General features: G+C 32.2%; 24 protein-coding genes. 3 read left to right on the top strand and 21 right to left on the bottom strand.

All coding sequences use genetic code 11. The features are described from left to right. The 16 genes from lolB1 to AAEO57_RS08650 form a co-directional block, all read right to left on the bottom strand. Window positions 1-777, bottom strand: coding sequence for a lipoprotein insertase outer membrane protein LolB1 (gene lolB1, locus AAEO57_RS08725; protein ID WP_341691660.1), 777 nt, complete (start codon window positions 775-777; stop codon window positions 1-3). Window positions 778-781: 4 nt separating this feature from the next. Beyond that, complete coding sequence (locus tag AAEO57_RS08720; RefSeq protein ID WP_341691911.1) at window positions 782-2,131, bottom strand: tetratricopeptide repeat protein; 1,350 nt, start codon at window positions 2,129-2,131, stop codon at window positions 782-784. Between the two features lie 31 nt (window positions 2,132-2,162). Then, on the bottom strand, window positions 2,163-3,179 hold the full coding sequence (locus AAEO57_RS08715; RefSeq protein WP_341691658.1) for a sugar phosphate nucleotidyltransferase: 1,017 nt from the start codon (window positions 3,177-3,179) through the stop codon (window positions 2,163-2,165). Between the two features lie 81 nt (window positions 3,180-3,260). After that, window positions 3,261-3,695 carry a dUTP diphosphatase gene (gene dut, locus AAEO57_RS08710; protein WP_341691656.1) on the bottom strand — a complete coding sequence of 145 codons (435 nt, stop codon included), beginning with the start codon at window positions 3,693-3,695 and terminating at the stop codon, window positions 3,261-3,263. Window positions 3,696-3,718: 23 nt separating this feature from the next. Then, on the bottom strand, window positions 3,719-5,179 hold the full coding sequence (locus AAEO57_RS08705; protein ID WP_341691654.1) for a lipopolysaccharide biosynthesis protein: 1,461 nt from the start codon (window positions 5,177-5,179) through the stop codon (window positions 3,719-3,721). Between the two features lie 1,485 nt (window positions 5,180-6,664). Then, window positions 6,665-7,525, bottom strand: coding sequence for an ATP synthase F1 subunit gamma (gene atpG, locus AAEO57_RS08700; protein ID WP_341691652.1), 861 nt, complete (start codon window positions 7,523-7,525; stop codon window positions 6,665-6,667). 90 nt (window positions 7,526-7,615) lie between these two features. Next, window positions 7,616-9,193: a F0F1 ATP synthase subunit alpha gene (gene atpA, locus AAEO57_RS08695; protein WP_341691650.1), complete on the bottom strand. Its 1,578-nt coding sequence runs from the start codon at window positions 9,191-9,193 to the stop codon at window positions 7,616-7,618. A gap of 38 nt (window positions 9,194-9,231) precedes the next feature. Beyond that, window positions 9,232-9,765 carry an ATP synthase F1 subunit delta gene (gene atpH / locus AAEO57_RS08690; RefSeq protein ID WP_341691648.1) on the bottom strand — a complete coding sequence of 178 codons (534 nt, stop codon included), beginning with the start codon at window positions 9,763-9,765 and terminating at the stop codon, window positions 9,232-9,234. A 4-nt stretch (window positions 9,766-9,769) separates the two neighbouring features. Continuing rightward, window positions 9,770-10,270 carry a F0F1 ATP synthase subunit B gene (locus tag AAEO57_RS08685; RefSeq protein WP_341691646.1) on the bottom strand — a complete coding sequence of 167 codons (501 nt, stop codon included), beginning with the start codon at window positions 10,268-10,270 and terminating at the stop codon, window positions 9,770-9,772. 118 nt (window positions 10,271-10,388) lie between these two features. Then, a complete protein-coding gene (atpE, locus tag AAEO57_RS08680; protein WP_163409503.1) occupies window positions 10,389-10,580 on the bottom strand; it encodes an ATP synthase F0 subunit C in 192 nt (63 codons plus the stop codon). A gap of 114 nt (window positions 10,581-10,694) precedes the next feature. Further along, on the bottom strand, window positions 10,695-11,849 hold the full coding sequence (gene atpB, locus AAEO57_RS08675; RefSeq protein WP_341691642.1) for a F0F1 ATP synthase subunit A: 1,155 nt from the start codon (window positions 11,847-11,849) through the stop codon (window positions 10,695-10,697). A gap of 568 nt (window positions 11,850-12,417) precedes the next feature. Then, entirely contained in the window at window positions 12,418-12,645 is a 228-nt protein-coding gene (locus AAEO57_RS08670; RefSeq protein ID WP_341691640.1) for an AtpZ/AtpI family protein, read from the bottom strand. After that, window positions 12,611-13,021: a bactofilin family protein gene (locus AAEO57_RS08665; RefSeq protein ID WP_341691638.1), complete on the bottom strand. Its 411-nt coding sequence runs from the start codon at window positions 13,019-13,021 to the stop codon at window positions 12,611-12,613. The genes AAEO57_RS08670 and AAEO57_RS08665 overlap by 35 nt, the downstream gene beginning before the upstream one ends. A gap of 2 nt (window positions 13,022-13,023) precedes the next feature. Continuing rightward, window positions 13,024-15,648 carry a type IX secretion system periplasmic lipoprotein PorW/SprE gene (porW, locus tag AAEO57_RS08660; protein WP_341691636.1) on the bottom strand — a complete coding sequence of 875 codons (2,625 nt, stop codon included), beginning with the start codon at window positions 15,646-15,648 and terminating at the stop codon, window positions 13,024-13,026. Window positions 15,649-15,736: 88 nt separating this feature from the next. Further along, a complete protein-coding gene (locus tag AAEO57_RS08655) occupies window positions 15,737-16,432 on the bottom strand; it encodes an ABC transporter ATP-binding protein (RefSeq protein ID WP_341691634.1) in 696 nt (231 codons plus the stop codon). A gap of 83 nt (window positions 16,433-16,515) precedes the next feature. Beyond that, window positions 16,516-17,976: a DUF5687 family protein gene (locus AAEO57_RS08650; protein ID WP_341691632.1), complete on the bottom strand. Its 1,461-nt coding sequence runs from the start codon at window positions 17,974-17,976 to the stop codon at window positions 16,516-16,518. 127 nt (window positions 17,977-18,103) lie between these two features. Here AAEO57_RS08650 and AAEO57_RS08645 point away from each other — a divergent pair, with 127 nt between their 5' ends. Continuing rightward, window positions 18,104-19,156 (top strand): 2Fe-2S iron-sulfur cluster-binding protein, encoded by a 1,053-nt coding sequence (locus AAEO57_RS08645; protein WP_341691630.1) that lies wholly within the window; start codon window positions 18,104-18,106, stop codon window positions 19,154-19,156. Between the two features lie 111 nt (window positions 19,157-19,267). On the opposite strand, the gene AAEO57_RS08640 is transcribed toward AAEO57_RS08645, so the two are convergent. From AAEO57_RS08640 to AAEO57_RS08630, 3 genes are all read right to left on the bottom strand, one after another. Beyond that, entirely contained in the window at window positions 19,268-20,281 is a 1,014-nt protein-coding gene (locus AAEO57_RS08640; protein ID WP_341691628.1) for a glycosyltransferase family 9 protein, read from the bottom strand. 181 nt (window positions 20,282-20,462) lie between these two features. Continuing rightward, window positions 20,463-22,241 carry an ATP-binding protein gene (locus AAEO57_RS08635; RefSeq protein WP_341691626.1) on the bottom strand — a complete coding sequence of 593 codons (1,779 nt, stop codon included), beginning with the start codon at window positions 22,239-22,241 and terminating at the stop codon, window positions 20,463-20,465. Between the two features lie 22 nt (window positions 22,242-22,263). Beyond that, on the bottom strand, window positions 22,264-22,869 hold the full coding sequence (locus AAEO57_RS08630; protein WP_341691624.1) for a DUF4254 domain-containing protein: 606 nt from the start codon (window positions 22,867-22,869) through the stop codon (window positions 22,264-22,266). 110 nt (window positions 22,870-22,979) lie between these two features. On the opposite strand from AAEO57_RS08630, the gene upp reads away from it, so the two are divergent. Further along, window positions 22,980-23,633, top strand: a complete 654-nt coding sequence (gene upp / locus AAEO57_RS08625; RefSeq protein ID WP_341691622.1) for a uracil phosphoribosyltransferase — start codon at window positions 22,980-22,982, stop codon at window positions 23,631-23,633. Here the strand turns inward: upp and AAEO57_RS08620 are convergent. Next, entirely contained in the window at window positions 23,628-24,557 is a 930-nt protein-coding gene (locus AAEO57_RS08620; protein WP_341691620.1) for a DUF6427 family protein, read from the bottom strand. The two genes, upp and AAEO57_RS08620, sit on opposite strands and share 6 nt — an antisense overlap. A 141-nt stretch (window positions 24,558-24,698) precedes the next feature. Between AAEO57_RS08620 and AAEO57_RS08615 the strand changes: the two genes are divergently transcribed. After that, a complete protein-coding gene (locus tag AAEO57_RS08615; protein ID WP_025571310.1) occupies window positions 24,699-24,929 on the top strand; it encodes a DUF6341 family protein in 231 nt (76 codons plus the stop codon). 42 nt (window positions 24,930-24,971) lie between these two features. On the opposite strand, the gene purD is transcribed toward AAEO57_RS08615, so the two are convergent. Then, entirely contained in the window at window positions 24,972-26,246 is a 1,275-nt protein-coding gene (purD, locus tag AAEO57_RS08610) for a phosphoribosylamine--glycine ligase (protein WP_341691615.1), read from the bottom strand. Window positions 26,247-26,299 lie beyond the last annotated feature (53 nt).

The following is a 26,299-nucleotide window of genomic DNA, read 5'->3' as shown; positions in this document are numbered from 1 at the left end:
TTACTTAATTATAATTTTTTTATACCCACTTGGAACACTATATGGAAAAGAAAGTTCTTCGTTAAACGAAATAGTATTGTAATTTAAATTAATATCTGTTTTTCCTTTTGGCTGGATGGCATTAATTTCAATAGCTGTTGGGAGTGTTCCCTGATTAAAAACCTTGTTATCAGAATATTTTATTTCTAACATCATGTTTTCTGAAGTCTGCGAAATCTGCTCTTTTTGCAGTAAATATTTTTCTGGCTCCAAAAAGAAAGTCTTTTTTAGGTTCGTTTCTTTTTCATCTTCCAGACGTATAAGATTTTCTACTATTGTCTGCGTATATTTACCTTTTCTCAAATCATCCAAAGCTTCTCCAACTAATAAATTCTGAACCTTCGTATAATCCAGTTCAGTACCAAGCCATTTGCTTAGACTTGTAAAATCACCTTCATAATAAGTACCGTTTATTTTTTCGTAATAGCTTACGGCAGTTGGCGTTATTAATGCTTTTGCCATGGTAATTCCCAAAAAACGAACACTTACTAAAATTTGCTCATTATTTTTGATTTTAATCTCAGCTGTAACATTTTGACTTTGCTTTTCATCAACATATTTTGCACTTGCCTTAATATATAAAGTAGAAAAATCTAACTTATTCTCGTAATGCTTTTCTACCGTTTTATTATCAATTTTAGTTGGTGTTTCTGTATTATTGTTTTGTACGGCAACTGCTTTTGATTTGCATGAAATCATAAAGATTGTTGCCAATACCAGCACTATATATTTTTTCATTTGATTACTTTTTTTGTTTTAATAACTCATTTGCTTTCAAAAAGTATTCCTCTTTTTTCTTAGCATCTCCCAATCCATTGTACGTCTCTCCTAACTGAATATTAAAATCTGCTTCCAGTTTTTTATCATCCACTAGATAGTCGAGTCCCATTTCTAAAACGGTTTTTGCATTTTTAAATTGCTTTAGCTGATTATTTCCTAATCCTGCATAATAATAAAATTGTGGCTGACTTGGGTAAACCTCAATCATCATCATTGCTCTTTTGGTCATTGGCTCAAATTGTTTAGCCTGAGAATACGCCTCCAACAAAAGCAAATTAGTTTCACGGTCTGTATCTGAGTTCGTGCTTAAATCTTTCTCATAGTATTTAATGGCATTTTGAAATTGACTTTTACTATGATAAAATTTTCCGATTTCTTTAGCAACAGCAACATTTGGATCATTATCAAAATAACCGATAGCCTTTTCTAACTCAGCTGCATATTGCGGATTTTTATTCACATAAATCAGAAATTCATTCAGAGTTCTGTGCTTAATTTTAGAATCTATTTTTGGACTTGATAAAATAAAATTCATTGCTTTTATCGCTTTGTCTGCCTGATTTTGATCTAAATATCCTTTAAACAGACTTACCTGCGCCCATTCTGATGTTGGAATTTCCTTTGCCAATTGCTTTGCAACATCCAAAGCTTTATCTGTTTCTGCTGTTTTTGAGTACAACAAAATCAGGTTCACATAATTGGATTCTTCTTTCGGATTTTGTTTGATCTGATTAATTAAATTGTCAATTTCGGTATTTTGAAATTTGCCCCGAGATAAAATCTGGTGTTTATATCTTTCGCGATCTTCTGATTTTCCGTATTTGTCATTCATCTCATTAATTGCCAAAAGTGCTTTTTCAAACTGATTGGTAATCATATACAATGAAATCAGGTCATCTTTATACTCTTCGTCAAACGGGATAATTTTCTGAATCGTTTCAATTGCTAGTGTGTAATTTTTAGTTTCAAAACTTACATCGTAAACACCTAACCAGTACCATTTATTTTTTGGATCGATCTGAATCGCTTTCTCAAATGCATTTTGAGCACTTTGATAATCTTTTAATTTAAAATAATTTTTACCCAGTTCAAAATAAGCTACTGCATCATTTGGTTTTAGCTTAATGCATTTTTCTAAAGACACAATTGCCTTATCATAATTTTCAATTCCTTTCTGTTTTAATGATTCATAAAAAAAGTCCAGATATTCATCAGTAGCCATAGCAATATCTTCCGGTTCAGTCTGAGCCATAACTATCGCTGAATTGCTTAGCAAAACCAAAAATAAAATTACTATAACTCCTTTTTTCATCATTTACATAATTTCATTTCAAATTATCATATTATTCTAAAACAGCATAATCACCAATACTGATACTGGTAAATTTTCCATCATAACTTACATGATTTCCAATCATAGCATTATCTAAATTGGCATTTTTTATTTGTGAATGCGTTTGTACCAAACTATTTTTTATGGAACTATCCGTAACGTGGCATCCTTTACCTAATGAAACATTAGGTCCCACAGTTGCGTTTTTCAACACTACATTTTCTCCAATATAACAAGGTGGAATAATAGTTGAATTTTCTAAAGTTACGTTATAATCAACCAGATGTTCTCCGTCATTATGCAGAAAGCCAAGCATTCTGGTATTCGTTTCAACGGTTACATCTTTATTTCCGCAATCCATCCATTCGGCAACACTACCGGTTTTAAAAACTTTTCCGTTTGCCATCATGGCTTTAATTCCGTCGTTGATCTGATACTCTCCGCCATTTTGAATGTTATTATCCAAAACGCCCTGAAGTTCTTTTTTCAAATCGCCTACTTCTTTGAAATAGTAAATTCCGATAACTGCTAAATCACTAACAAATTCTTTTGGTTTTTCAACCAATTCAATAATTTCATTATTAGCGTTTAATTTTACTACACCAAACGCTTCCGGCTGATCTACTTGTTTTACCCAGATTACGGCATCTGCAGCCGGATCCAGTTCAAAATCTGCCCTTATTAAAGTATCTGCGTAAGCAATTACAGCTGGCCCTGATAAAGAATCTTTGGCACACATAATCGCATGACCCGTTCCTAAAGGTAAATCCTGACGATAAATAGATGCTTTCGCTCCTAAACCCTGAGCTAAATCCTGTAAACTTGCCACAACATCATCACCAAAAAAAGCTTCATCACCTAAAATAAAGGCAACTTCTTCAATTGGTTCTTTTAATATTTTGGCAATGTCTTCAACCAAACGATGAACGATTGACTTTCCTGCAACAGGAATTAATGGTTTTGGAACAGTTAAAGTATGAGGTCGTAGTCTCGATCCGCGACCTGCCATTGGAACAATTATTTTCATTTTTTTATTGAAAGATTAAAAAATTGAAAAATTAAAAGAATAGTAAATCTTTAAACTTTCAATCTTTAAATTATTAAATTTCTATTTTACTCCTGTGCTTCCAAAACCGCCTTCACCTCTTGAAGTTTCTGATAATTCTTCAACTTCAATCCATTCGGCTCTTTCGTGTCTGGCAATAATCAATTGTGCAATTCGTTCACCATTTTCGATTACAAAATCTTCGTTTGATAAATTTACTAAAATTACCCCTATTTCTCCTCTGTAATCAGCGTCTACTGTTCCAGGTGAGTTTAAAACCGTAATTCCCTTTTTGGCTGCCAGACCACTTCTTGGCCTAACCTGTGCTTCGTAACCAATTGGCAACTCAATAAAAAGACCTGTTTTTACGATAGTTCTTCCTAAGGGTTTCAATATTATTGGCTCGGTTAAATTAGCACGTAAATCCATTCCTGCAGAAGCAATTGTTTCGTAATTTGGTAAATCGTGCTGTGACTTATTGATAATTTGTATTTTCATTTTTTATTTTAAAATTTTAAGAATTACTTTCTATTCATAATTCCTTTGATAGTGTCTTTTTCGTTATGATAAACAAAATAAATGAATCCTAAAAATAACGGAATTCCAACAAAATAGTTTTCTCTAAATCCATAAAAAGAGATAGACGAAAATAAAATGGAAATCCCTAAATAAGCTCCAATTTTATTCATATCATAAGGTATCGGATAATATTTGTTTCCTAAAACATACGAAATAAGCATCATGCTTCCGTAAGCAGAAATCGTTGCAATTGCAGATCCGTAATAGCTGTATTTAGGAATTAATAAATAATTTAAAAGTAATGTTACAATAGCACCAATAATAGAAATGTATGCTCCAATTCTTGTTTTATCAGTCAATTTGTACCAAACCGATAAATTGTTATAAATACCTAGAAAAAAATTGGCGAGAATAATAAGAGGAACAACTTTCATTGCTTCCCAGTATGATTTGTTATCTAAAAGGAGAAACTTTAAAATATCAGCAAAAACAATAACTCCTAATAAAATCAACGATCCTAAAATCACAAAATATTTAGTGATAACAGCATAAGTTTGAGGCGCATTTTCATTTTTTGCATGACTAAAAAAGAAAGGTTCGATTCCGAGTCTGAAAGCTGTTGCATACAAAACCATGAACAGTCCTAACTTATAACATGCCGAATAAGCTCCAACTTCTGATTTTGCAAGATTTTCGGGTAATAAATAACCCAGCAAAATTTTATCAAAATGTTCATTTACCGCAAATGCAATTCCCGCAACAAGAATCGGTAAACCGTATTTCATCATTTTTTTCCAGAGCACAGGATCGAATTTTCTTCCAAGGGAAAGATAATTTGGTGAAAGAACAATAAAGGTTGCCAGACTTGCAAGTAAATTTGCAAAGAAAATATAAGCTATCTGAAAATTTTGAACATACAGATTATCCCATACCGAATTTGGGTTTGAAGCAGCAAGTTTAGGCAAATAAATTAGAAAAAAGATATTCAATAATAAATTAATAACAACATTTCCAATTTTAATCGCTGCATAAACCATCGGGCGCTGATTGGCACGAAGTTTAGAAAATGGTATTAAAACCAATGCGTCCAAAACCAAAATCCAAACCGAATAAGTTACATATTGTGTATCAACTTCTGCCCAGTTTGCCAGTGTGTTCCTGAAAATCAAAGCTGCAAATAAAAATCCGATTGAAGTCCAAAAAACAGATATGGTTGCAGTCGCTATTACATTTTTTTTATCCTCTTCAGCACTGTAAAATCTAAAGAAAGCGGTTTCCATTCCATAAGAAAGTACCACATTAAAGAAAACCATCCACGACAAAACAATTGAAACCTCACCATATTCTGCAGTTGGTAAAATACCCGTATACAGCCTGACTAATAAAAAGCTTAGCATCCGGGGTAATACGGTCGCTAACCCGTAAATTGCTGTCTGTTTGAATAGATTTTTATATAATCCCAAAATAAAAAAATAATAAAGTTTACAAAAACAAAAATAACCAATTCTTTGATTTATTAGTGGTTTTTAGACATTCAATAAAAAAAATGTAGAAATTAATTTCAATAATTTTTTTTGACTATATACTTAAAAAAAAATCAATACATGTGAAATATATAAATTGAAATCAAAAATTATGTAACTCTTTTTAGAGAGTCTGTTTATAAATTTGCTTCAAAGGGATTAGAAGCTAAATATACCCTTTTAAAAAAAAAGGAAGCATCGGGACTGATAAAGCTAGTTTGTTCCCGTAAAAGACAAAGCAAAAAGGGATTGATTCTGCTGTATTGTAACCCTTAAAAAAACAGAGCAATGGGATTAATAAAGCTAGTTTGTTCCCACAAAAGACAAAGCATTACAGATTTACAATCTGAAAAATAATTTTATAAAATGGTACTGATTCTTAATTTTTTGGGGAAATTAAGAATCACCATTTTATAAGTAAAAGAAATCAAGAAATAACTCCATTTTAGCATTTCACATCATCTCAATTATTTAGATTAATTCTGCTTAAATGTGCTTTGTAATTAGTTACAATTTTCTTAAAATTTAATTTTCTTCTTATTAGTAGTATATAAAATACTCATTATCAATTTATTTATGTTTATAAAATAAAAATTAAAAATCACTAAATCTGGGTATTGTGGCTTTGATAATATAATTAAATATTTGTAATACTAAAAAAGCAAATCTTTTTTATTCAAAAAATTGTAAATATAATAGGGATTGATTACAGCTGATATGTAACCCTCAAAAAAACAAAGCAATCGGGTTAATAAAGCTAATTTGTTTCCCATTAAAAACAAAGCACAGGGATTGTAAGAGCTGAATATAACCCTTTAAAAAAGTAAGCACCGGGTTAATAAAGCTAGTTGTTCCCGTAAAAACAAAGCACAGGGATTGTAAGAGCTGATATAACCCTTTAAAAAGTAAGCATCGGGTTGATAAAGCTAGTTTGTTCCCGTAAAAACAAAGCACAGGGATTGTAAGAGCTGATATAACCCTTTAAAAAAGTGAGCAATGGGATTTATAAAGCTAGTTTGTTCCCATAAAAGACAAAGCACCGGGATTGATACAGCTGAATAGGTAACCCGTAAAAAAGCTAAGCCGGGATAATTTAGCTATTTGTACCCTAAAACAAAGCATCGGGATTGATATAGCTAATAAGTAACCCTTACAAAAACAAAGCACTGGGATTAATAAAGCTAGTTTGTTCCCATTAAAACAAAGCAAAGCGGGTTAATCCGCAAAAAATCTTTAAAATGGTATTGATTCTTGGAGAAAAGAATTCTCCGGAATCACCATTTTAAAAGTAATTTTAAGGATTAATATTAAATTTATAATTATAAAAATTAAAGGTTTAATATTTTTATGGGGAATTCTTAAAAGTAAAAAGAGCCTGCAATTAACTGCAGGCTCTTTTTGTTTTTTCTTATATCCTCACAAACCTTATCCGTTCAAAGCTTCAGCTCCACCAACAATTTCTAAAATCTCGTTAGTAATAGCAGCCTGACGTGCTTTGTTGTAAGTCAGTTTCAATTGGTTTCTTAATTCAGTAGCGTTGTCAGTTGCTTTATGCATAGCAGTCATACGCGCTCCGTGTTCTGAAGCAAATGAATCACGAATACCTTTGTATAGTTGTGTTTTTAATGATTTTGGAATCAAAGTCAACACGATTTCTTCTTTAGATGGCTCAAAAATATAATCTCCTGAAGCAACAGCTTCATCAGATTTAATTGGAGCAAGGGGTAAAAATTGTTCTGTTTTAACAATTTGAGTCGCTGCATTTTTAAACTGATTGTAAACCAGTTCAATCCTGTCGTATTCACCACTTAAGAATTTCTGAGTCAAATCATCAGCGATACCAGCAACATTTTCAAAAGTTAAATGATCAAAAATTGCATTATGATGACCGTGAATTTTATGCGTTTTAATTAAAACATCTCCACCTTTTTTACCGATAGCGAAAACGTCAACTTGTTTACCGGCATATAAATCAGTACGGTTTTTGATTTCTTTAATTACATTTGAATTGAATGCACCACATAAACCTCTGTTAGAAGTTATTGCTACAAGCAATACTTTTTTTACTTCACGTTGTGTTGTATAATCTCCTCCAACTTCACCATCAAGTGTCGCAGAAAGATTTTGCAGCAACTCCGTTAATTTCTCGGCATAAGGGCGCATTGCAGTGATTGCATCTTGTGCTTTCTTAAGCTTTGCAGCAGAAACCATTTTCATAGCCGATGTAATCTGCATCGTCGATGAAACGGAAGTAATTCTATTACGGATTTCCTTTAAATTTGCCATCTATTAATTAGAAAATGTGACAATTTGAAAATTAGATAATTAGAAGAATGTTTATACATTTTCTAATTATCTAATTAACGAATTATCTAATTAGTTATATTTTGCTGAAACTTCTTTTGCTGCTTTTTCAATAACATCTGTAATGTTATCGTCAAACTTACCAGCTTTCAACGCATTAAGCGTATCTTTATGTTTACTGTTTAAGTAAGCGATAAAATCAGCTTCAAATTCCTTTACTTTATTTACAGGAACATTTTTTAACAAGTTTTTAGATCCTGCATAAATAATAGCTACTTGGTTTTCAACAGGATATGGATCATTTAAACCTTGTTTTAAGATTTCAACGTTTCTTTTTCCTTTTTCAATTACGTTTAATGTAACTGAATCCAAGTCAGAACCAAATTTAGCAAAAGCTTCTAATTCACGGAATTGAGCCTGATCTAATTTTAAAGTTCCTGAAACTTTTTTCATTGATTTAATCTGAGCATTACCTCCAACACGAGATACAGAGATACCTACGTTGATCGCAGGACGAACCCCTGAGTTGAACAAATCACCATCAAGGAAAATCTGACCATCAGTAATAGAGATTACGTTTGTTGGGATATATGCAGAAACGTCACCAGCCTGAGTTTCGATAATTGGTAATGCAGTTAATGAACCACCACCTTTTACGATAGACTTGATAGAATCTGGTAAATCGTTCATGTTTTTAGCGATACCATCATCAGCGATTACTTTACAAGCACGCTCTAATAAACGAGAGTGTAAGTAGAAAACGTCTCCAGGATATGCCTCACGTCCCGGTGGTCTTCTTAATAAAAGAGAAACCTCACGGTAAGCAACAGCTTGTTTAGATAAATCATCATATACAATAAGAGCTGGACGACCAGAATCTCTAAAGTATTCTCCAATTGCAGCACCAGCGAATGGAGCGTAAACCTGCATTGGAGCTGGATCAGAAGCATTAGCAGCAACAATAACTGTATAAGCCATTGCTCCTTTTTCTTCTAACATTTTTGCGATTCCTGCTACAGTTGAAGCTTTTTGTCCAATTGCAACATATATACAGAATACAGGTTTTCCTGCATCGTAAAATTCTTTTTGATTTAAGATAGTATCGATACAAACAGTTGATTTACCTGTTTGACGGTCACCGATTACAAGCTCACGCTGTCCACGACCTACCGGAATCATAGCATCTACTGCTTTTACTCCAGTTTGTAATGGTTCAGTTACCGGCTGACGGAAAATAACACCAGGTGCTTTTCTTTCCAAAGGCATTTCGTATAAGTCTCCACCAATTGGCCCTTTTCCATCAATTGGAAAACCAAGAGTGTTAACTACACGTCCTACCATTTGCTCACCTACTTTAAGAGAAGCAATACGTTGAGTTCTTTTTGCTGTTGATCCTTCTTTGATACCAGTTGATGGTCCTAAAAGTACCACACCTACATTGTCTTCTTCAAGGTTCAATACAATAGCTTCAAGTCCGTTTTCAAATTCAACTAACTCACCATATTGTACATTCGATAACCCGTAAACACGAGCAATACCATCCCCAACCTGAAGTACTGTTCCTACTTCCTCTAGCGTAGCACCAGATTCAAAACCTTCTACTTGCTTTCTTAATATTGCTGAAATTTCAGCAGGTTTGATTTCCGCCATCTTAATTTATAATTTAGACACTTTTTGTGTTATAAAAACTAATTACTTAACTCTCTCTTTAAAACTTGTAATCTGTTTGCAACTGAAGCGTTGTATTGCTGATCACCTATTCTTAAAATAAACCCTCCAATAATTGATGGATCTACTATGTTTTCAATTGTTATTTTTTTATCTGACAAAGTTGCAATTTTAGCTAAAACTTTAGCTTCTAAAGCAGCATCCATTGGGATTGCTGTCGTAACTTTTGCTACTTCAATTCCGTTTCCTTCGTCAAATACTTTACTGTATTCTACTGCTATTGCTTCTAAAATTTCGAATCTTTTGTTTTCGAATAATAAATGAAATAACCCTTTAGTTACACCATTTACATTTGAAAAAACTTCCAAAAGAGCACTCTCCTTAACTTCAACTGTTGTTGTTGGGTTTTGAATAAAACTGCTCAATTCTGTATTTGTTTCAATTGCTAATGCAATTGATTTCATATCGTTATTAACAGCTTCGGCAACACCTTTAGAGTTTGCTAAGTCCAGAATTGCTTTTGCATAACGAATTGCTGCTCTTGTACTTGCCATAATCTTAGTTTAACTTTACGTCACCTAACATTTTCTCTACTAATTTAGTTTGAGATTCTTTGTTAGATAATTCTTCTTTCAATAATTTTTCAGCAATGCTTAATGATAAAGTTGAAACCTGAGATTTCAATTCTGCCATTGCAGCATTTTTTTCGCTTTCGATAGCCGCTTTTGCCTGCTCGATCATTTTTTGACCTTGTGCCTGTGCTTCGTTTTTAGAATCAGCAATCATTTTCTCTTTCATTTCGCGAGCTTCTTTTAACATCGCATCACGTTCTGCACGAGCTTCATTCAAAATTCTTTGATTGTCTGCCTGAAGGTTTTCCATTTCTTTTCTTGCATTTTCAGCAGAAAGTAATGCATCTTTAATACCTTGTTCTCTTTCATTTACTGCATCAAGAATTGGTTTCCATGCGAATTTTTTCAACAAAAGAATTAATCCAACAAAAATGATTATTTGCCAGAAGAATAAACCGAACTCAAATTGATATATTAACTTATCCATTATATATGATTATAAATTTTAAATTATGTCTTTTTAATTGCACTAAAGCAATTGGAATGTTTTAATTTTAAAACAATAGTTACAACCAACCGTTGCAACTATTGCTTTTTTGTTTTAATTAAGATGCGAATAACGCAGCGAAACCAATACCTTCAATAAGTGCAGCTGCGATAAGCATAGCTGTTTGGATTTTTCCTGAAGCTTCTGGCTGACGAGCGATTGCGTCCATTGCTGAACCACCGATTCTACCAATTCCTAATGCTGCTCCGATTACGATTAATCCAGCTCCAATGATATTTGGAATTTCCATAATATATATAATTAAAAATTAAACATTCTTCTTAAATAGTCTAAGTTGCAAAGTCTTAAAGTTTCAAAGTCATTATTAATAACTTTCTTCAGACATTTCCATTTAACTTTCGACTTAGTGGTGAGCTTCTTCTTCGTGATGATGCTCTTCAACTGCTGAACCAAAATAAAGTGCAGACAGCATTGTAAAAATATAGGCTTGTAAAAAGGCAACTAAAATTTCAAGTATAGAAAGTACAAATGACAATCCAAAAGACAAACTGCTTCCAATCCAGCTTTTAAAGATAAACATTAATCCGATGATACTCATTAAAACTATGTGACCAGCAAAGATGTTAGCGTACAAACGAATCATTAATGAGAATGGTTTGATGAAAACTCCTAACAATTCAATTGGTGCCAAAATAATTCTCATTGGTTTTGGTACACCCGGCATCCAGAAAATGTGACCCCAGTAATTTTTATTTGCAGTAAGATTTGTAATTAAGAAAGTAAGGATTGCCAAAGAAAAAGTAATGGTTAAATTACCTGTAGCGTTAATCCCTAGTGGAGTTAATCCGAAAATATTTAAGAACAATACAAAGAAAAAGATTGTCAGTAAATAGCTCATGTATTTTTTATAGTGTTTCTCTCCAATGTTTGGAATAGCCACTTCGTCACGAATGTAAACTACAAGCGGTTCGAAGATTCTACCAACACCTGAAGCAATTCCTCCGTTTTTAGCATATGATTTAGCTAAACTTGAAAACAACCAAAACATTAATAATGCTGCTGCAAAAATAGAAACTACTGTTTTTGTAATTGAAAAATCTAAAGGACGAACATTTGTTGGGTGACCTGTTTTTTCATCTTCGGTAATTGTTCCCTCAGCATCTGTTTTGTAAATTTTACCATCGTGATGATTAATCACATAATAGTTTCCGTTTGATTCAGCTACTGCGTGTCCGTGATTAAATTTTGAAGAAGAAAAAATTTGAAGACCATTATCCCAAATAATTACAGGTAATGGAAAACCATAATATTTACCAGTTTCGTCATCCTGAGTTAATGTAAAATCATGAGAATCTAAAACGTGGTGACCAATAAATGCTTTAATCTTAGATTTTACATCTGTTGGCTCTGCTGCATGATGTCCTTCTGAAGCTCCTTCGTGAGCTACTTCAGTTTGAGTATGTGCAGCGTCTTTTTCTGAATTAGCAAAGCCCATTATCGGAAGACAAGCTACTAAAGCTACAAGAATAAATCTGAGTGGTTTGTTTGAAATCACCATATCGTGGAAAATCTTATTTTTTACGTTTCTAAAATTTGGTGCAAAGGTACATTTTTTATTAATATTAAAAAGGATCTGAAAAATTATTTTTGAACGTTGTTATACAGAATCCCTATTTTATAGCTTTTTATTTAATAATCGGGCAGTTAAAAGCGTCTCAAATAACAAAAACAAAATAAATGTTATAAAAAAGTTGATTTTTTCAACAGTTACGTTATGAATTTTGTCTGATAAAATCGGCTTCAATATTAAATAGGATAAAAACATTTGAATAAAAGTTCCCAACATAAAAAACATTCCTATACTGTCAAATTTATCTTTTTTAAACCTTAATGTAACAAGTAATAATATCGTCGCAAACACTAAAAAAATTAAATACAAAATTTCCAGAGAATAATGAAAATTACTGTCGTCAAGCTTTAAAAAATAAAAAAATACCCTATGTATTATATAGGTAAAAATGGTGATAAAAAATAAATATAAAATAGACTTGTATTTTTTTAAAAGCATTTGAAATAATTTTATGCAAAGATGCAATATTTATTTAAAGCTGTTTTAAAAAAGTAATTTACTTTGTTTTGTTAATCTCGTTTACCTGACGGATTACATTGTATAATGCAAGACCAACACCTACTATAACTAATACCTTATTATAGTAAATTTTTTGGCTTGGGTGATTTTCGTCTAACCAAGTACCCAAATAACTAAATAAAAAAATAATTACCCCCATCTGAATGGGAATATTTATAAGTGCTATCCACTTATTGCGTTGGTTCTTGTTTGGCTCCTTTTCCATCTTTTAAAGTTACTTCTTTAGAATTTGTTAGCATGGTACAAGTAGCAGTAAATTCAGCTCCAGGTTCAATAGACAATTTTCCAACAACGACTTCACCGTGAATATGGGCGGTGGCTTTTATATTAAGAACTTCTAAAACTTTTAGTTTTCCCTGAAATTCTCCTTCAATATCAGCGTTGTGGCAAATAATCTCTCCTTTGATAATTCCGGACGGTCCAATAACCAGTTTCCCTTGTGAAGTAAAATTCCCTATCAGTTCACCGTCCAGTCTGAAATCGGCTTTTGAAACAATATCCCCTACAATAGATGTCCCTTCCACAATTCGGTTGGTTTTTCCTAAAAGTTCAGTACTGCTTTTTTTTGCTTTTTCAAACATGATTATGGATTTTTTGGAGCTAAATAATTCTGAAGATTTTTCTTCATCTGAACTATTTTGTAATTCTCATTAGATATAATAATAAAAGGATGGGTAATTTTATACTTTTGATCATCTCTTAAAAGTTTTGCCACATCCGAGGCATAAGCTTCTGATTTCATCCCATGGATAACAAAAAAACTTTGTGTCCTATTATATTTATCAATAGATGTGGTTAATCTTTCAAAGTTTTCGATTAATAGAAAAACCTTAATTGCTTCTTCAATTTTTTTTGCTGTTTTAGTATCATTATTAGAAACAACATATAAAATTTTCCAGTTCTTTGTATCAACTGTTGTAAAATCAAGTTTTTCCAGCCCCGGAATTTGTTTTTCTAAAATTTCACGTGCGCTTTTACCTTCTTCACTGTTTGGATAATTATCGGCAACTGTTTCTAAACCTTTTTTATAAGCTTCCAAACCATTTGCTTTTGCCAAAGTATTTGCTTTCAGCAATTCGAACTTAGAAACAATTTCATCTCCTGAATATTGATTAATCAAATTATCAATACTGTCCAAAACAGTATAATATTGTTCTTCCTTAAATAATTTATACCATTTTTCGTATTCCTTATCCGGTGATAAATTCGAACCATTTTCAGGATTTGTATTGTTTAAAATCTGAGCATATCTTGAATCCGGATATTTTGATGTAATATCAAACTTTATCCTTTCTGCTCTTGCCGGATTTGTAATTTGATAAATTTTATACAAATTATACATTGATGGCAAAATCCATTTTTCCTCCGGATTATTCAAAAGCAATTGTTCAAATTTTCCACTTGCCAAATCGTATTCCTTAAATTTTTCCTTGTAAATTAATCCCAACTGATAGTACGCAAAATTACGTTCTTTCCCGATACTGTCCATGGCGATTTGAGTAGTTGGAAGCTGTTTTTCGTAAAATTCTGTAGTATATTTTTCTATAACAACAGCGTCTTTTAAAGCATTCAATGAATCCTGCTCCACATTCACTGCATCTGTTTCTGCTAAATTTGCATTTGTTTTTGCAGCAGACATCCTCCAGTTATTTGCCAGCGCCCTGTTGCCCCACATTTTTTTGAACTGCAATTTTCCGTAAGCAACAGTTGACGGATTATAAAAATAGAAAGTACTTGCTGCATCATTTCCTGATGGAGGGTTAAAAGCACCCGGAGCAGCTATAGGAGCATTATTTCCTGTTGACTGAGGATTTACAGCTACTGGTTCGCTGTTTGAATTTGTATTTTGTTCAATATTCGCTAATCGTTCTTTCTCTTTTTCTTCTAAAATTCGTTTTGCTTCGTCTTTCTTTTTTAACTCTGCAATATAACTTTCGAAATACGACTTTCTTTCAGGATCAGGTAAACCTTTAACCTTGATGATACTGTCATTTCGTTTTGCTATCGCTTCGTATTTAATAACATTGTCTAAATTTTTTCGGTTTTTTTCGATAAAAATAAACTCTCTTGTTTTAGGATTTAATTTTGCCAAAGTACTGTCGTAATATTTGGCGGCCATCGTATAATCTGTATTTTTAAAATACATGTTACCTATATTTCTATACGTCGAAGCTATTAAATAAGAATCTTTAGAATTTCTGTCTAATGATTTATTATAGAACTCTAAAGCATTTTCTTTTTGTTTTCTTTTATCGTAATAAACACCCATTTCATAAAAAAGAATATCGTAATAAGGTCTGTTTTCACGGTCTTTGACCAACTTATTATATGTCTTTAAAAAAATGGTATCATTGTCGTTTTCATAATCAAACATCTGTGCTTTTTTAGCATAGGCCTGCATCATATATTTTCTGTCGGCCTTGCGGTTCATGTCGATTACCGCATTGTAAAAATAAACTGCACTATCCCTTTTTCCAGCTTCCTGATAGATTTGTCCAAGAATAAAACGATATCGTGCTTTTTGTTCGTTTAACTTAGAAAATTTTTCAGCGACTTTTAATCTGGCAACGGCACTGTCTTTTTCTTCTAAATTTAAAAATGCTTCAGCCAGCAAAGCATTTGCATCAGAAAATGTCTGTTTATTTAAATCCGTGTTTTTTAATAAAAGTTTGATGTTTTTTATAGCGATTGCTTCATTCCCTAAACGCATATTGGTTTTTTCACGCCATATTTTAGCCGTATAAATATTACTGCTGTTTGGGTATTTGTATAAAATATAATTAAATGCTTCGAGTGCCGGAATAAATCGCTGATCGTAATACCTTGCTTTTCCAAGCATCAGATAAGCTTCATCAATCTGTGTGTTTTTTTCTCTTCCGCCAATATTCATTGAATGCTTCTGAATCGCTTTTGTTGCTTTAGTCTCAGCCAGTTCAAAATCCGGATTTTTGTTTTTTTCCTTCTCAGAAATGTCTTCATCGATTTGCATTTTTTCGATTGGAAGCATTTCCCAAAAATTGTCCTGATCGTTACTTTGGAGTGTTTTTAATCCTTTGTCCAAAGCTATTCCTCCATTATACAAAATGTTGTATTTGGTACTCAGGGCATGGGATTTTCTAGCCAGAAAAGTATCTCTTTTGGTAGAACAGGCTATCAAAAAAAACAAAAAAACTAAAGGAAAACTATATTTGAGAGTATTCTTTTTCAATAGAAAAGAGTTTAAGTCATTTAACTTCTAAAAAAGATTTTTAGTATAATGACTGGTAAAAATACGCTTCTTTTTGAAATATAGAAATTTAAACCGCAAAAAACGATTCCAACTCTTGTAAGGTCTCTTTTGAGGTCTGAATATCTTTGACAATTTCTCCTTTATTCAAAGCAACAATCCGGTCGCAAACCTCAACGGTATGCTGCAAATCGTGACTGGAAACAAGAACAGTAATGTTTGGATTTTCAGCTAATTCTTTAATGATTTTTTTTAACCTGCTTACTGTGGTTGGATCTAAATTGGCAAAAGGCTCATCCAGAATAATTACCTCAGGATTACCAATGAGTGTAGCAATTATTCCAACTTTCTTCTGATTCCCTTTGGATAAATCACGTAGGTATTTTTTGTTTTTTAAAATTTCACCGTTAAAAAATTCTTCGTGCTGCGCTAATAAAGCATCAACATCTGCTTTATTCTGATGACGTAAATCTCCGATAAAATAGAAATATTCTTCCGGAGTTAAATAACCAATCAGGAAGCTTTCATCTAAAAATGAACCCGTAAAAGATTTCCAGTTTTCACTTGTGTTTACCTGAATATTGTTGCTTGTAATATTTCCTGTTGAAGGCTGAATCAAATCTAATAATAAACTGAAAAAAGTAGTTTTTCCTGCTCCGTTATTACCTACCAGCCCAAAACTTTGCCCTTTTGGAATTTCAAGATTATTGATGTTTAAAACTGTTGTTCCGTTATATGTTTTTGAAAGTTGGTTTACTTGTATCATTTTATTTATTTATTGGTTAATCGTTCATTTGTTTTTTAAATCCGATAAAAATTATCTCATTCTCAAATTGGCACATTTTCTAATTAGCTCTTTTGTTTGTAAGCACTTATGGTACTGTATTTTTCGATTTTATATCTTTTTTCTATAAGCGAAAAAACTTTGTTTCTAAAAATAAAACCTAAAACCCCTGCACCCGCAACCAATAATAATCCAAGGGTTTTATCTCCCAAATAAAGTCCCAGACCATACAATCCTAAAGGCAATAATAACTTGGGTAAAGTCAGTAACATCGCATTAATGTTAAATGCTTTTTTATCTCCAAAAGCTCCTCCGGCATTACTTAAATCAATTGGTGTTTTTGTAAATGCCCCGCCAAGAAGTACCAAATGTGAGTTGACTCCGATATTGTAAATGGCACCAACCACAATCGTCAGGTAAACTTCCCATCCGTAAAAAAGGTAAAAGGATGCTAAAATGGTCGAAACAAAAGTGGCAATGACTACCAGCCACCATTTTGAAGTGATGTATCCGCGATACGGAATATTTTGTGTCATCATCAATTGATAATAAGAACTGTCCCAGCTTGGCACAAACTGACCAAAGACAAATAAAAATCCTCCTGAAACAAATATTCCTGCAAAAATATACATGATTTCGGGCTGATGTGTATTTCCAAAGAAGATCAGTCCATAAAACAAAAAGAGAATACTCATGAAAATCGTCGTTTTGGATCTTTTATTTCTTTTAATGAGTTTTATATCATTTTTTAGAAATGTTCCTAAAGTCCCAAATTGATTTAACCAGTTAAGATTTTCAGTTGTCGCAATATCTTCTTTTTTAGAAAGACCAGCGTCTAGATATAAATTGTTTTTAAAATATTTGAATGTAAAAACATACAAGCCAATTAACGACAGAACCGGAATTAAGAATAATCCTTTAGCATCATAAAATGACTGAAAAAGGGGTCCGGTAAAAGACGTAATATCAAAGAATTTATAATATTGTGCAGCTCCTAAAGCCAATGTGATTGCGATAAAGACAACAAATAATTTATCAATATTACTCAAAATAATATTCAAAAAATTGTTGATATATACTAAAGAAAAAGCAGCTATCAGCCAAAAAAGAATTCCGATTACATCATAACCTTCAATAATAAGTACTACCGAAAAAGGAACAAAAAAGAGAGCATGTGCCCAATTAAAAAACGAAATCGCTGTTTTGCCTAATGAAAAATGGACAATCGTTGGTTTTTTGAAAGGCAGAACCAATAATGGCTTGATATTTAATACCGGAATGGCCTGCATTAACAATCGAACTACTAAATCGAATAAAAAATAATAAATCAAAAATTTATTGACTGTTATCAAAGGTTCGAGATTCATTTTCTTTAAAATATAAAAAGCCCCGATTCCCATTCCGATAAAAATAATAGAAAAATAGACCATCAAAAAACCTATTAGGATTTTCATTGCTAAATTAGCACCAAACGATGCCGATCTGGTAAAGGCTTTCCACTCGAGATAAATAAACTTTTTAATCATGGTTATTTGGTTTTCAGTTTTGTAGTAAGAGATCAAATGTAGAGAAACGTTACAAAAAAATTAAAAAAAATAATTTAGTGTCGTTCAATTAGTTGCTCTTTGCTACTTTTGCATAAAATATCATATCATGCCTTCATTCTTAAAACTCATAATTAAAGAGGTAAAACGTGAAACTACCGATGCTGTTTCGATCCTTTTTAATGTTCCCGAAGAACTAAAACCAGACTATAAATTTATTGCAGGACAATATATAAACTTAAAATTAACTCTTGACAATCAGGAAATTCGTCGTGCTTATTCTATTTGCTCAGGGCCTGAAAGCGGAGAATTGAGAATTGCTGTAAAAGCGGTTAAAAATGGTCTTTTCTCGCAATTTGCCAATACCAAATTAAAAGCAGGCGATGTGCTTGAAGTAGGTCATCCTGAAGGAAAATTTACTTTTGAACCGGATGCTGAAAGACAAAAAAACTACGCAGCTTTTGCAGCAGGAAGCGGAATTACGCCGGTTCTTTCTATCATAAAATCGGTTTTAAAAAGTGAGCCAAAAAGTTCGTTTGTGTTGGTTTACGGAAACAAAACTCCTGAAGAAACTATTTTTCATCAGGAACTCCACGATCTGCAATTGCAATATGTAGGACGTTTTTTTGTGCATTATGTATTTAGTCAGGCTAAAGCAGAAAATGCTTTGTTTGGAAGAATTGATAAATCGGCAGTAAATTTTGTACTGAACAACAAACACAAGGAACTTGAATTTGATAAATTCTATTTATGTGGTCCGGAAGAAATGATCAATACAGTTTCCGGAATTTTAAAAGAGAAAAACGTAAAAGACTCCGCTATTAAGTTTGAGCTTTTTACTTCTTCTTCTCAGGAAAATGAAATCAAAACTTCTCTTGAAGGACATACAAAAATCACTGTTTTAGTTGATGATGACGAAGTTACTTTCGAAATGTCTCAAAAACAAACCATTTTAGACGCTGCTTTAAAACAAGGCATTGATGCCCCATATTCCTGCCAGGGAGGAATCTGCAGCAGCTGTCTTTGCCGTATCACTCAGGGTAGTGCCGAAATGACAAAAAACTCAATCTTAACCGATAAGGAAATTGCTGATGGTTTAGTACTTAGCTGTCAGGCGCATCCAACTTCTGAAACAATTTATGTAGATTTTGATGATGTATAATTGTTTAAATTTCTAAAAAAATAACTTTCAAATTCCAAATTCCATTTTAAGCTGGAATTTGGATTTTTTTATTCCTAATTTGAAATTCAGTATTAGAATTTTATCCAAGGGTTATTTTGAAAGCAGCTCCTGAAGTTTAGCCACTATTTTTTCTGAAGAAATTGACCTCATCGCATCTTCATAACCTTCTACAATTTTGTTTCCATAAACCGAAGTTGGCAATTTTGGATATTGATTTCTATCGGAAGTTAAAGCATTTTCTAAACTTTGGTTAAATGGTAAAAATCCTGCGTACGGATGCGTTGCTCCCCAAAGCGTAACTACTTTTACACCCAGCATTGCAGCAATATGTGCATTTCCGGAATCCATCGAAAGCATGACATCCAGATTGCTTATCAGTTTTAATTCCTGTTGGAATTTAATTTTTCCGGCCATATTAATTACATTTTCAAATGGCTGTGCAAGAGAATCTAAAATTTCGATTTCTTTTTTTCCTCCACCAAAAAGCAAAATTTTATATGATGAATTTTCAGCCAATTTTTCAATTACCTCTTTCATTAAATCTAAAGGATAAACTTTAGAATCGTATTGTGCAAAAGGTGCAATTCCAATAAGTTTTTGATTTTCATTTCCGATAATGTCTAAAACATCAGAACTTAAACCTGCTTTTTCAGGAAATGCTGGTTTCGATAAATCTAAAGGAAAACCTAACTCTTCAAACACTTTTGCGTGTCTTTCAAACATGGTTGGCAATTGTTTGAAAATCTTATTTTCTTCACGCGTTAATTCTTTTTTTCCTTCTCTTCCTTTATCAACCGTTGCTCTTTTTTTTCCGATTAAACCGAAAAGCAAACTTACAATCTTAGATCTCAAAACGTTATGAAGATCTGCAAAAGCATCGATTTTCAGTTTTTTTACATCTTTAAATAAACGTAAAAGTCCAGGAAATCCTTTGTGTCTTTCTTTTTCATCAAAAGCAAAAAATTCCAAATTCGGAATTCCGTCAAAAAAAGGTTTAAAAAATGGACGAGAAATAACAGTTAGTTTTACCGTTGGATATTGTTTTACAAAAGCTCGTAAAACAGGAACCGTCATGGCGACATCTCCCATTGCGGATAGTCTCATGACGGCTATATGCTTAATTTTGCTAGACAATTTTTATTCGATTTAAAATTAAAAAGTGGCGAAATGTTGTAAAAAGTGGTGTTTTTTTGGCCATTATTTGGCCATTTCAATTTGAAAAAAGTACTTATAAATCAATCGTTTAGAGCAGACTTATTAACAAAAAAGGACAGTTTTCAACAATTTAAAAGTTTTTGTTTGGCCTTTTTTTGGTCATTTCTATACTTTTATTCCGTTTTTTATTTATTTCCTTCATTCCTATATTTAGTGCTTCTGATATTACTTCTATCTCTTTTATATAATCTTGACTTAATTTATATGTAGAACCAGAACCTTCTCCTTCTTGTTCAAGAGTTTTGTTTGAAACTAATTTATCAACTCTAAATCTTACTTGTCTTCTTGATAATTTATCTTCGAAAAGGCCAACAAAATCTTTCATTTTTGCATTCTCTTCCTTAGATAAAAATTGCACAATAGCACTAAAAACCTGGTTGTCATCTATTTCTTTAAGATTATAATATTTTGCTTTTTCATCTGTAAAGTCATAATAATCTTTAGATAAAATATAAAAAACTGCATTAGTTTTACCTCTCTTCTCAATCAGTTTTTTATGCAAAAGCTGATTTATTTGTTCCGAATCAAGATCATTTTTCTGAACGCCATTTTTAATTTTATTCAATGTGACTATTTCAAGAACAGAAAGTTTTTCATTTTCAGGAAGTTCTTTTTGAATTGAATCAATAAATAAAGCAAAAGCACGATCTTCTATTATTGCAGAAAGTTTAAGATTTACTTGAAAATTATCTGATTTTGAATAATCAGGTTCTGCTTTACCTTCTGAAAGAGTATTATAATATATCTTATCTACTCCTTGTCCTGAACGCTCAACAATTCCAGTCTTCTGTAAAATATCTGCCAATAATCTATTTCTCGGAGTGCTTGGTATTTTTATTAAGTTCTCTAAAGTTACCCCAGCAGGAAAACCACCAGCATTAATAACATCAAGCCTCTGAGGGAATTGTTTAATTACAATTTCTGATGTTCTTCGATAATCTCTATGAGATATAGCATTATTAATAGACTCTCGAATTACTTCTTCATTAAAATAAGGAATATTAAAAATATATGCTCCATCTTGAATGGGAAAACTTCCATTTCTTAAATTAATAGTTTTCCATAATTCATCTATTAAAATAAAAAATGGTTCTATAAATTCTATTCTATTATCAAAAGGAATTTGACTTTCTGAATTTCTATATTCTAACATTACTTTGGCTTGTGGTAACCGTTCTTGCAATGTTTCCTTTTTTGCTAATAAAATTAAGGCCGCATTAGTTAGCTTACCTTTTTTTAAAAGATCGAGATCAGAAAGAATCTGTTCGTTAGGTAATAACTTAAATTGTGGATTGTTTTGTTTTATTGAATATTTTTCTTTCAACAACAATATTGCTCTTTCGTCTAAATCAGAAATTACTAAATCTTCACATAATTGCTGTGAAAAATCAGGTTCTTGTTCTTGAATGATTTTTAAATAAAACTCATCAGACATTGGCTTCAATTCTTCACCAACTCTCATTAAAGCGACATCTTCAAATTTAAAAACTTTTCCAGCAGGTCTACATGGAACGTCTATTACTAATACTCTTTTGGAATCTTCGTAAAGTTCATATATGGATGGGCGAATTCCTATATCCGTATATATTTTAGATTCTAGTTCACCTATTGAATTCAAATTTTGCTGAGTACCAACTACTTCATGTGGATAATTATCCGTCATTCCAATAACTAAATATCCTCCACCTTCATTACATAAAGCAGTAACATATCCTAAAATACATCTTCGCCTATCACTAGGTTTAAGTTTAGAACCGCCATCATAGGATATGTTACCTCCTTCTCCTTTTTTAAATTCAACTTTGTCTTCTGACTCTTTGAGTTTTTTTAATATTTCAATTGTTATCATAGACAAATACTAGTCTAAAAAATTATTTTTTATTTTGATATAAAACTGGGTTCAAATCATCGTCGTTGTACATTTTCATTTGTTTGTACACTTTCATGAATTTATCTCCGTTTTCGATATCTGTCAATAATTCTTCAATTGCTGTAGATAAATCTGTTCTTTGCTCTAAAAGAATGTTTAATTTTTCCTGACATTTATCTCTGTGTTCCTGAGTAGCTTCAGCACGTGTAGCTTCTTCGTGCATGTGATAAATTTTTAATGCCAAAATAGACAATCTGTCAAATGCCCATGCCGGACTTTCAGAGTTAATTTTTGCTCCGTCTTTTGCTTTTATATGGCTGTATTTCTGCAAAAAGTAACTGTCAATATATTCTACCATATCAGTACGTTCCTGATTGGAAGCATCAATTTTTCTTTTTAAAGTCAAAGCTGCTACAGGATCAATTTGGGGATCACGAATGATATCTTCATAATGCCACTGCACCGTATCAATCCAGTTTTTTAAATACAATAAATGTTCAAATTTATCCTTTGGATAAGGATTGTTTATTGGTTGGTCAACACTATCAAACTGATGATAATCTTTGATGCTTTGTTCGAAAACAGAATATGCTAATTTTGAAAACATGTATTTATTTTTTAGAGTTACAAAGATACTTTTTATACTTTTATGGTAGATAAAAAACCATTAATTTTTCATTTCCAGTCCTAAGCAATTGACAATTCTAAAAATTTATTATGAAAATCCATTATATCTCTGAAAATAATAGCGTCCTAAATCATTTTTTAGGACAAATCCGAAACGTAAATATTCAGAACGATAGTATGCGTTTTCGAAAAAATATTGAGCGAATTGGCGAAATTATGGCTTATGAACTAAGCAAGGTTTTACCTTATAAAAATGTAGAAATTCAAACTCCTCTTGGTATAAAAAAAACAACAAAAATCGAAACAGATTTGGTTTTATGTCCTATTTTAAGAGCCGGTTTACCGCTTCATAACGGTTTTTTAAACTATTTTGACCATGCCGAAAACAGCTTTGTCTCAGCTTGCAGGCACCATCCTAATAATGATGATGAATTTGAGATTTTAGTTGAATACCAGGCAATTTCAAACCTAAACGATAAAACGGTTTTACTGCTTGACCCTATGCTTGCTACAGGTCAGTCGATAGTCGCAGTTCATGAAAAACTAGTTCAAAATGCAACTCCGAAAGAAATCCACATTGTAGTTGTAATTGCCGCACCAGAGGGGATTTCCTATCTCGAAAAAAATCTGCCTGAAAACTGCCATTTATGGGTAGCGGCCTTAGACGAAAAATTAAACGAAAAAAATTATATCGTTCCCGGACTTGGAGACGCAGGCGATCTTGCCTACGGAAGTAAATTATAACTGAGAGAAAAAGGTAAACAAACTACAGCAAATAAGCACATAAAATACAATTTCGTTATTTAACTTTTGCTGTACATATTCAACATGGCTTGTTGCCATAATAGTTAAAGGAGCAATGCTTAACAATAATAAATCATTGCTTTTATCTGGTGAAAGAATAAAAACCAGAACCGCTATAAAAAACCAGGCCACAACTTTTTTGTATGAAATATGAACAATTTGTGGCCGGTTGGATAAGGTCATCAACATTGAAACCACAAAAAATAAAACCACCGAAACATAGATTGAAAATGCTCCGTTTTCATAATTATTTTTAAAATAATCTATGCTTAAATCTATAACTGCCCTGTCCTGAATAAATTTTAGTGCATCAAAATCGAAAATTAATGATGTCGTTAAAAAAAGTATCGAAACGGCCAAAAGGGCAATAAAAGGCAAAATCCAATTTCGGTAATCTCTGGAAACATGAAAAATTATAGAGATAAAAACCAATATTAAAAAAAGAATACACCAAAACTGAAACAATGAGGCCACTAAAATCCAAAAAGAGGCATCAAATATTTTTTCTTTTGATGCTTTGAGAGACTGCAGCGAAATCAGTCTTCGAAGCGCCAACAAAATAAAGAAACTGGCGTAAATAACATTGGTGTTATTAAGAATGGACGGAAAAAATAAAAGAAATAATAAGTAAAAAAGTATCGAATAACCATTGTCTTTACTGAGCCCGTTTTTTTTTACAATGAAATTTATCATAAAAAAAGATGCCAGAATAAAGCATAATAAACTTATCTTTTGAAACATCAAAAAATAAGAACCTACCCATGACGGCTCATGAATTTGAAACAGAAAAAAGAAAACTAGTATTAAAATTACAACCAATGAATAATTTAATGGTGTAGATTTTTTAAAAACACTTGTTATCATAAGGATATTTTATACTTTTGCGTTTGTAAAGATACTACTTGTTTAAAAGGTAAGACCTAACAAGTTGAAAAAAGATTTGGTTAACCGAATTTTATCTGCAAGACATTACACAACAATAAATAACATATAATTTTTAAAATTATGACAGCTTTTTTCGAAGGAATTCAATACTTATTCGTTAACATTTTGTTTGCTCCTCTTGACTTTTTACGTCGTTTGGAATTAATTACATGGTTTGGTGCAAACACTATCAACTGGATTTTCATGATTATCTGTTCTGCAGCAATCGTATATTGGATTAAACAATTACGCATTTTTGATGACGCTGGAACAGAAAACCAGGATACAACGGCTCATTCATTTTTAAAGTAAAAAACCAAACCCTTTAATTAAAAAGGGCTTGTGAATTTATTTTTAGATTAAATCGAAACCGATATCTTTTCTAAAATACATCTTATCAAAACTTAGTTTATCTATGTTTTGGTAAGATTTTTTTATGGCCTCCTGGAAATTATCTCCATAAGAAGTTACAGCAATTACACGTCCTCCATTAGTAACGACATTTTCTCCATCTAATTTTGTTCCCGCGTGAAAAACTATAGAATCTGTAATATTTTCTAAACCTGTAATCACTTTTCCTTTTTCGAAATCTTCAGGATATCCGCCAGAAACAACCATAACTGTTGTCGCGCTTCTTGGATCAACTTCTAAATTGAAATCTCCTAATTTCTGATCTGCAACAGATAAGAACAATTCAACTAAGTCTGATTTTAATCTTGGCACTACCACTTCAGTTTCCGGATCTCCCATTCTTACGTTGTATTCAATTACGATTGGTTCGTTTTTCACGTTGATCAATCCAATAAATACAAATCCTTTATATTCAATTCCGTCTTTTTGAAAACCTTCGATGGTTGGTTTAACGATACGCGTTTCAATTTTTTCCATTAAAACAGCGTCCACATAAGGAACCGGAGAAACGGCTCCCATTCCGCCTGTGTTTAAACCTGTATCTCCTTCTCCAATACGTTTGTAATCTTTTGCTGTTGGAAGAATTTTATAATTTTTTCCATCTGTCAAAACGAAACAGCTTAATTCGATTCCATCCAAAAATTCTTCTATAACTACTTTTGAACTTGCTGCTCCAAATTTAGCATGAACAAGCATATTGCGTAATTCTGTTTTAGCTTCTTCAAGATCCTTAATAATCAAAACTCCTTTTCCAGCTGCTAAACCGTCTGCTTTTAAAACGTATGGAGCTTGTAATGTTTCCAAAAACTCACATCCTTTTTCTACTGTTTCAGCAGTAAAACTGTCGTAAGCTGCAGTCGGAATGTTATGTTTCATCAGGAATTCTTTTGCAAATTCCTTACTTCCTTCTAATTGCGCTCCTAATTGAGATGGTCCGATAACCGGAATATGTTGCAAACTTTCGTCGTTTTTGAAATAATCGTAAATACCTTTTACCAACGGATCTTCAGGCCCTACGACTACTAAACTTATATTTTCTTTAAGCACTAATGCTTTTACTGCTTCAAAATCAGTTGGAGATATTGCCACGTTTTCAGCAATTGCAGCAGTTCCTGCATTTCCAGGTACTACAAAAAGTTTTTCGCAAAGCGGGCTCTGAGTCATTTTCCACGCAAACGCATGCTCTCTTCCGCCTGATCCCAATAGTAAAATTGTCATGGTGTAGTTGTTATTTAGTTGTGGTGCAAAAATACTTGCTTTTGTACGTAAAA

The sequence above is a fragment of the Flavobacterium calami genome (assembly GCF_038290035.1).
GTDB classification, from domain to species: Bacteria; Bacteroidota; Bacteroidia; order Flavobacteriales; family Flavobacteriaceae; genus Flavobacterium; species Flavobacterium calami.
The sequence above is the reverse complement of the archived record's forward strand: the minus strand, read 5'-3'. Positions and strand labels throughout refer to the sequence as shown.

What these genes read in the sequence shown, in the direction of transcription:
- upp (WP_341691622.1), top strand. Translation starts at nt 22,980, where the DNA reads ATGAAAATCCATTATATCTCTGAAAATAATAGCGTCCTAAATCATTTT.
- AAEO57_RS08665 (WP_341691638.1), bottom strand. Translation starts at nt 13,021, where the DNA reads ATGTTTGAAAAAGCAAAAAAAAGCAGTACTGAACTTTTAGGAAAAACC.
- AAEO57_RS08645 (WP_341691630.1), top strand. Translation starts at nt 18,104, where the DNA reads ATGCCTTCATTCTTAAAACTCATAATTAAAGAGGTAAAACGTGAAACT.
- lolB1 (WP_341691660.1), bottom strand. Translation starts at nt 777, where the DNA reads ATGAAAAAATATATAGTGCTGGTATTGGCAACAATCTTTATGATTTCA.
- AAEO57_RS08720 (WP_341691911.1), bottom strand. Translation starts at nt 2,131, where the DNA reads ATGAAAAAAGGAGTTATAGTAATTTTATTTTTGGTTTTGCTAAGCAAT.
- AAEO57_RS08655 (WP_341691634.1), bottom strand. Translation starts at nt 16,432, where the DNA reads ATGATACAAGTAAACCAACTTTCAAAAACATATAACGGAACAACAGTT.
- atpG (WP_341691652.1), bottom strand. Translation starts at nt 7,525, where the DNA reads ATGGCAAATTTAAAGGAAATCCGTAATAGAATTACTTCCGTTTCATCG.
- AAEO57_RS08670 (WP_341691640.1), bottom strand. Translation starts at nt 12,645, where the DNA reads ATGGAAAAGGAGCCAAACAAGAACCAACGCAATAAGTGGATAGCACTT.
- atpB (WP_341691642.1), bottom strand. Translation starts at nt 11,849, where the DNA reads ATGGTGATTTCAAACAAACCACTCAGATTTATTCTTGTAGCTTTAGTA.
- AAEO57_RS08635 (WP_341691626.1), bottom strand. Translation starts at nt 22,241, where the DNA reads ATGATAACAATTGAAATATTAAAAAAACTCAAAGAGTCAGAAGACAAA.
- AAEO57_RS08650 (WP_341691632.1), bottom strand. Translation starts at nt 17,976, where the DNA reads ATGATTAAAAAGTTTATTTATCTCGAGTGGAAAGCCTTTACCAGATCG.
- AAEO57_RS08715 (WP_341691658.1), bottom strand. Translation starts at nt 3,179, where the DNA reads ATGAAAATAATTGTTCCAATGGCAGGTCGCGGATCGAGACTACGACCT.
- AAEO57_RS08620 (WP_341691620.1), bottom strand. Translation starts at nt 24,557, where the DNA reads ATGATAACAAGTGTTTTTAAAAAATCTACACCATTAAATTATTCATTG.
- dut (WP_341691656.1), bottom strand. Translation starts at nt 3,695, where the DNA reads ATGAAAATACAAATTATCAATAAGTCACAGCACGATTTACCAAATTAC.
- atpH (WP_341691648.1), bottom strand. Translation starts at nt 9,765, where the DNA reads ATGGCAAGTACAAGAGCAGCAATTCGTTATGCAAAAGCAATTCTGGAC.
- AAEO57_RS08615 (WP_025571310.1), top strand. Translation starts at nt 24,699, where the DNA reads ATGACAGCTTTTTTCGAAGGAATTCAATACTTATTCGTTAACATTTTG.
- purD (WP_341691615.1), bottom strand. Translation starts at nt 26,246, where the DNA reads ATGACAATTTTACTATTGGGATCAGGCGGAAGAGAGCATGCGTTTGCG.
- AAEO57_RS08685 (WP_341691646.1), bottom strand. Translation starts at nt 10,270, where the DNA reads ATGGATAAGTTAATATATCAATTTGAGTTCGGTTTATTCTTCTGGCAA.
- atpA (WP_341691650.1), bottom strand. Translation starts at nt 9,193, where the DNA reads ATGGCGGAAATCAAACCTGCTGAAATTTCAGCAATATTAAGAAAGCAA.
- AAEO57_RS08640 (WP_341691628.1), bottom strand. Translation starts at nt 20,281, where the DNA reads ATGAGACTATCCGCAATGGGAGATGTCGCCATGACGGTTCCTGTTTTA.
- atpE (WP_163409503.1), bottom strand. Translation starts at nt 10,580, where the DNA reads ATGGAAATTCCAAATATCATTGGAGCTGGATTAATCGTAATCGGAGCA.
- AAEO57_RS08630 (WP_341691624.1), bottom strand. Translation starts at nt 22,869, where the DNA reads ATGTTTTCAAAATTAGCATATTCTGTTTTCGAACAAAGCATCAAAGAT.